Here is a 6030-nt window from a genome sequence, read left to right as displayed (position 1 = left end):
CCGACCTCTCGGGTATGAACCGAACGCTCTAGCCAGCTGAGCTACACCGCCATTTTTGACATAAGTCAAATTGATGTAAAAACATCAATCGGGAAGACAGGATTCGAACCTGCGACACCTTGGTCCCAAACCAAGTACTCTACCAAGCTGAGCTACTTCCCGTTATATGCAAGCGGTAGGATTCGAACCTACAACCGCCTGATTCGTAGTCAGGTACTCTATCCAGTTGAGCCACGCCTGCAAATAACATTATATAAACAACTAGTAAGGATACTAGTAAGCGAACGACGAGATTCGAACTCGCGACCCCAACCATGGCAAGGTTGTGTTCTACCCCTGAACTACGTTCGCACTTAAACTTTGTGTCTTACGACAATGCCGACTACATGATTCGAACACGCGACCCTCTGATTACAAATCAGATGCTCTACCAACTGAGCTAAGTCGGCTAATACCTAGTATGCGGATGAAGGGACTTGAACCCCCACGCCGTTAAGCGCTAGATCCTAAATCTAGTGCGTCTGCCAATTCTGCCACATCCGCTAGGATTATGACCCGTGCTGGGCTCGAACCAGCGACCCTTTGATTAAAAGTCAAATGCTCTACCAACTGAGCTAACGAGTCATTAGTATTTCTACTAACGGTTCTGACGGGAATCGAACCCGCGATCTTCGCCGTGACAGGGCGACGTGATAACCGCTACACTACAGAACCTTTATTCACTTAATGGCTGAAACAACCAATGGGAGTTAACGGGATCGAACCGCTGACCCTCTGCTTGTAAGGCAGATGCTCTCCCAGCTGAGCTAAACTCCCAAAACTTGGCCACTCGCCTATCTCCCAGGGGGCAACCCCCAAGTACTTCCGCCGTAGATGGACTTAACTTCTGTGTTCGACATGGGAACAGGTGTATCTCCATCGCAATGATGACCAAATCATTAAATGTTACCTTGAACATTCAAAACTAAATAACAATTCTTCTAACTTTTAAACCATAAGCATATTATATTTGACTCTTTTGGTAAAGTCCTCGAGCGATTAGTACTGGTCCGCTCCAAGTCTCGCAACTCTTCCACTTCCAGCCTATCTACCAGATCATCTCTCTGGGCTCTTAATTCTTACGAATGGGTAATCTCATCTTGAGGTGGGCTTCGCACTTAGATGCTTTCAGCGCTTATCCCTTCCCTACATAGCTATCCAGCCGTGCTCCTGGCGGAACAACTGGTACACCAGCGGTAAGTCCATCCCGGTCCTCTCGTACTAAGGACAGATCCTCTCAAATTACCTACGCCCGCGACGGATAGGGACCGAACTGTCTCACGACGTTCTGAACCCAGCTCGCGTGCCGCTTTAATGGGCGAACAGCCCAACCCTTGGGACCGACTACAGCCCCAGGATGCGACGAGCCGACATCGAGGTGCCAAACCTCCCCGTCGATGTGAACTCTTGGGGGAGATAAGCCTGTTATCCCCAGGGTAGCTTTTATCCGTTGAGCGATGGCCCTTCCATGCGGTACCACCGGATCACTAAGTCCTAGTTTCCTACCTGCTCGAGTTGTAGCTCTCGCAGTCAAGCTGGCTTTTACCTTTACACTCTACGATTGATTTCCAACCAATCTGAGCCAACCTTTGAGCGCCTCCGTTACTCTTTAGGAGGCGACCGCCCCAGTCAAACTGTCCGTCAGACACTGTCTCCCTGGCCGATTATGCCAGCGGGTTAGAGTAACCATAAGTCAAGGGTAGTATCCCAACAACGCCTCAATAGAAACTAGCGTCCCTATTTCAATGGCTCCTACCTATCCTGTACATGACTTACAGGTACTCAATATCAAACTACAGTAAAGCTCCATGGGGTCTTTCCGTCCTGTCGCGGGTAACCTGCATCTTCACAGGTACTAAAATTTCACCGAGTCTCTCGTTGAGACAGTGCCCAAATCATTACGCCTTTCGTGCGGGTCGGAACTTACCCGACAAGGAATTTCGCTACCTTAGGACCGTTATAGTTACGGCCGCCGTTTACTGGGGCTTCAATTCATACCTTCGACTTACGTCTAAGCACTCCTCTTAACCTTCCAGCACCGGGCAGGCGTCACCCCCTATACATCACCTTGCGGTTTAGCAGAGAGCTGTGTTTTTGATAAACAGTTGCTTGGGCCTATTCACTGCGGCTGGCTTTTACACCAGCACCCCTTCTCCCGAAGTTACGGGGCTATTTTGCCGAGTTCCTTAACGAGAGTTCTCTCGATCACCTGAGGCTACTCGCCTCGACTACCTGTGTCGGTTTGCGGTACGGGTAGATATGACTTTACGCTAGAAGCTTTTCTTGGCAGTGTGACATCAGAGAGTTCGCAACCGTAGTTGCTTCCCCATCACAGCTCAATGTTAAAGAGAAATGCATTTGACACATCTCACACCTCACTGCTTAGACCAGAATCCATTAACTGGCATCTCTTAGCCTACTGCGTCCCTCCATCACGATCATATCTAGTACTGGAATATCAACCAGTTGTCCATCGACTACGCCTTTCGGCCTCGCCTTAGGTCCCGACTAACCCAGGACGGACGAGCCTTCCCCTGGAAACCTTAGTCTTACGGTGGATAAGATTCTCACTTATCTTGCGCTACTCATACCGGCATTCTCACTTCTTAACGCTCCAGCACTCCTCACGGTATACCTTCATCGCGGTTAAGAACGCTCTCCTACCATTGATAAAATATCAATCCAAAGCTTCGGTAATATGTTTAGCCCCGGTACATTTTCGGCGCAGGGTCACTCGACTAGTGAGCTATTACGCACTCTTTGAATGATAGCTGCTTCTGAGCTAACATCCTAGTTGTCTGTGCAACCCCACATCCTTTTCCACTTAACATATATTTTGGGACCTTAGCTGTTGGTCTGGGCTGTTTCCCTTTCGACTACGGATCTTAGCACTCGCAGTCTGACTGCCGAACATGTGTATTAGCATTCGGAGTTTATCTGAGATTGGTAATCCTAGACGGACCCCTCACCCAAACAGTGCTCTACCTCCAATACACTTACATTTCGACGCTAGCCCTAAAGCTATTTCGGAGAGAACCAGCTATCTCCCAGTTCGTTTGGAATTTCTCCGCTATCCACAAGTCATCCAAACACTTTTCAACGTGTCCTGGTTCGGGCCTCCAGTGCGTCTTACCACACCTTCACCCTGCTCATGGATAGGTCACTAGGTTTCGGGTCTACATCATGATACTAAGTCGCCCTATTCAGACTCGGTTTCCCTACGGCTCCGTCTCTTCAACTTAACCTCGCATCATAACGTAACTCGCCGGTTCATTCTACAAAAGGCACGCTCTCACCCATTAACGGGCTCGAACTTCTTGTAGGCACACGGTTTCAGGTGCTATTTCACTCCCCTCTCGGGGTTCTTTTCACCTTTCCCTCACGGTACTGGTTCACTATCGGTCACTAAGGAGTATTTAGGGTTGGGAGATGGTCCTCCCGGATTCAAACTGGATTTCGCGTGTCCAGCCCTACTCAGGATACTGCTAGGTATAAGCGCTATTTCGTCTACGGGATTATTACCCTCTTTGATTAACCTTCCCAGGTTATTCGACTATAATGCTTAAGTCCACGTTGCAGTCCTACAACCCCAAGAAGCAAGCTTCTTGGTTTGCCCTTCTTCGCGTTCGCTCGCCGCTACTTACGAAATCGTTTTTACTTTCTCTTCCTGCAGGTACTTAGATGTTTCAGTTCTCTGCGTTACCTTTACATGAGCTATGTATTCACTCATGAATAACTGCTAGTAGCAGCTGGGTTTCCCCATTCGGAGACCTAGGGATCAATGCGTACTTACTGCTCCCCCTAGAATATCGTCGTTAGTCACGTCCTTCATCGGCTCTTAGTGCCAAGGCATCCACCGTGCGCCCTTATTAACTTTGCCATGATGATTTATAATCATCGTTTTTCAAGTATAAGTTTGTAAATTCTTTAAAATTCACAGCTTTTGGTTTATTTATCGTTATTAGATATTGTTATTTAGTTTTCAATGTTCAAGTGATTTTAACGTCTTGTCTGACAATGGAGCCTAGCGGGATCGAACCGCTGACCTCCTGCGTGCAAAGCAGGCGCTCTCCCAGCTGAGCTAAGGCCCCACAATCAAGAATTTGATTCTTGCTTAGGTTTATCACTAAACCCCTCAAAACTGAATAAAGTTGAATGCTCACGTCTTTGTATATATTCCTTAGAAAGGAGGTGATCCAGCCGCACCTTCCGATACGGCTACCTTGTTACGACTTCACCCCAGTCATCGGTCTTACCTTAGGAAGCGCCCTCCTTGCGGTTAGGCAACCTACTTCGGGTACTCCCAACTCCCGTGGTGTGACGGGCGGTGTGTACAAGGCCCGGGAACGTATTCACCGCGGCGTGCTGATCCGCGATTACTAGCGATTCCGACTTCATGTAGGCGAGTTGCAGCCTACAATCCGAACTGAGAATGGTTTTAAGAGATTAGCTAAACATCACTGTCTCGCGACTCGTTGTACCATCCATTGTAGCACGTGTGTAGCCCAGGTCATAAGGGGCATGATGATTTGACGTCATCCCCACCTTCCTCCGGTTTATCACCGGCAGTCTCGTTAGAGTGCCCAACTTAATGATGGCAACTAACAATAGGGGTTGCGCTCGTTGCGGGACTTAACCCAACATCTCACGACACGAGCTGACGACAACCATGCACCACCTGTATCCCGTGTCCCGAAGGAACTTCCTATCTCTAGGAATAGCACGAGTATGTCAAGACCTGGTAAGGTTCTTCGCGTTGCTTCGAATTAAACCACATGCTCCACCGCTTGTGCGGGCCCCCGTCAATTCCTTTGAGTTTCAACCTTGCGGTCGTACTCCCCAGGCGGAGTGCTTATTGCGTTAGCTGCGATACAGAGAACTTATAGCTCCCTACATCTAGCACTCATCGTTTACGGCGTGGACTACCAGGGTATCTAATCCTGTTTGCTCCCCACGCTTTCGAGCCTCAGTGTCAGTTACAGGCCAGAGAGCCGCTTTCGCCACCGGTGTTCCTCCATATATCTACGCATTTCACCGCTACACATGGAATTCCACTCTCCTCTCCTGCACTCAAGTCTACCAGTTTCCAATGCATACAATGGTTGAGCCACTGCCTTTTACACCAGACTTAATAAACCACCTGCGCTCGCTTTACGCCCAATAAATCCGGACAACGCTCGGGACCTACGTATTACCGCGGCTGCTGGCACGTAGTTAGCCGTCCCTTTCTGGGTAGTTACCGTCACTTGATGAGCTTTCCACTCTCACCAACGTTCTTCTCTACCAACAGAGTTTTACGATCCGAAAACCTTCTTCACTCACGCGGCGTTGCTCGGTCAGACTTTCGTCCATTGCCGAAGATTCCCTACTGCTGCCTCCCGTAGGAGTTTGGGCCGTGTCTCAGTCCCAATGTGGCCGATCACCCTCTCAGGTCGGCTATGTATCATCGCCTTGGTGAGCCTTTACCTCACCAACTAGCTAATACAACGCGGGATCATCTTTGAGTGATGCAATTGCATCTTTCAAACTTAAAACTTGTGTTTAAAGTTTTTATGCGGTATTAGCATTCGTTTCCAAATGTTGTCCCCCGCTCAAAGGCAGATTCCCCACGCGTTACTCACCCGTTCGCTGCTCATCCAGTCGGTACAAGTACCAACCTTCAGCGCTCAACTTGCATGTATTAGGCACGCCGCCAGCGTTCGTCCTGAGCCAGGATCAAACTCTCAAATAAAGTATTTAAGTCACCTTAGTGACTGGCTTGTCTTTCATTATTGATTGACAGATTTTTGATGTATCTTACTACATCACATGAGTCATTCTTCTTTATTCAGTTTTCAATGGTCTAGCTTATCGCTTCAAGACCCTCGTCTCTTGCGACAACTATTATATTCTATCAAACCTAACTAAACTTGTCAAGAATTAACTGTGACTTTTATACCTTTTTTTATCTTACGTTCGCTTTTTCCCTCTCCTGTATTCGCTTTATTTCAT

Annotated in this window: 9 tRNA genes and 3 rRNA genes; all 12 read right to left on the bottom strand. The window is 48.3% G+C overall.

Annotated elements, in window-relative coordinates:
* Positions 1 to 88: 88 nt before the first annotated feature.
* The 12 genes from AB0N03_RS51780 to AB0N03_RS51725 all read right to left on the bottom strand — a co-directional run bounded on the left by AB0N03_RS51780 (position 89) and on the right by AB0N03_RS51725 (position 5770).
* A tRNA-Pro gene (locus tag AB0N03_RS51780) sits at positions 89 to 162 on the bottom strand.
* Positions 163 to 167: 5 nt separating this feature from the next.
* Positions 168 to 241 (bottom strand) — tRNA-Arg (locus tag AB0N03_RS51775).
* Positions 242 to 279: 38 nt separating this feature from the next.
* Positions 280 to 351 (bottom strand) — tRNA-Gly (locus AB0N03_RS51770).
* A gap of 25 nt (positions 352 to 376) precedes the next feature.
* Positions 377 to 449: transfer RNA gene (locus AB0N03_RS51765), tRNA-Thr, on the bottom strand.
* Between the two features lie 12 nt (positions 450 to 461).
* A tRNA-Leu gene (locus tag AB0N03_RS51760) sits at positions 462 to 543 on the bottom strand.
* An 8-nt stretch (positions 544 to 551) separates the two neighbouring features.
* A tRNA-Lys gene (locus AB0N03_RS51755) sits at positions 552 to 624 on the bottom strand.
* A gap of 17 nt (positions 625 to 641) precedes the next feature.
* A tRNA-Asp gene (locus AB0N03_RS51750) sits at positions 642 to 714 on the bottom strand.
* A 29-nt stretch (positions 715 to 743) separates the two neighbouring features.
* A tRNA-Val gene (locus AB0N03_RS51745) sits at positions 744 to 816 on the bottom strand.
* Between the two features lie 3 nt (positions 817 to 819).
* Positions 820 to 935, bottom strand: a 5S ribosomal RNA gene (gene rrf, locus AB0N03_RS51740).
* 83 nt (positions 936 to 1018) lie between these two features.
* Positions 1019 to 3919, bottom strand: a 23S ribosomal RNA gene (locus AB0N03_RS51735).
* Positions 3920 to 4057: 138 nt separating this feature from the next.
* A tRNA-Ala gene (locus AB0N03_RS51730) sits at positions 4058 to 4130 on the bottom strand.
* A 93-nt stretch (positions 4131 to 4223) separates the two neighbouring features.
* Positions 4224 to 5770: ribosomal RNA gene (locus AB0N03_RS51725) — 16S ribosomal RNA — on the bottom strand.
* Together the 16S, 23S and 5S rRNA genes with 9 tRNA genes alongside form the textbook arrangement of a ribosomal RNA operon.
* Positions 5771 to 6030: the final 260 nt, after the last annotated feature.

This window comes from Amycolatopsis sp. NPDC051061, assembly GCF_040682935.1.
Lineage (GTDB): Bacteria > Actinomycetota > Actinomycetes > Mycobacteriales > Pseudonocardiaceae > Amycolatopsis.
This window is presented reverse-complemented; position numbering and strand designations above follow the sequence as displayed.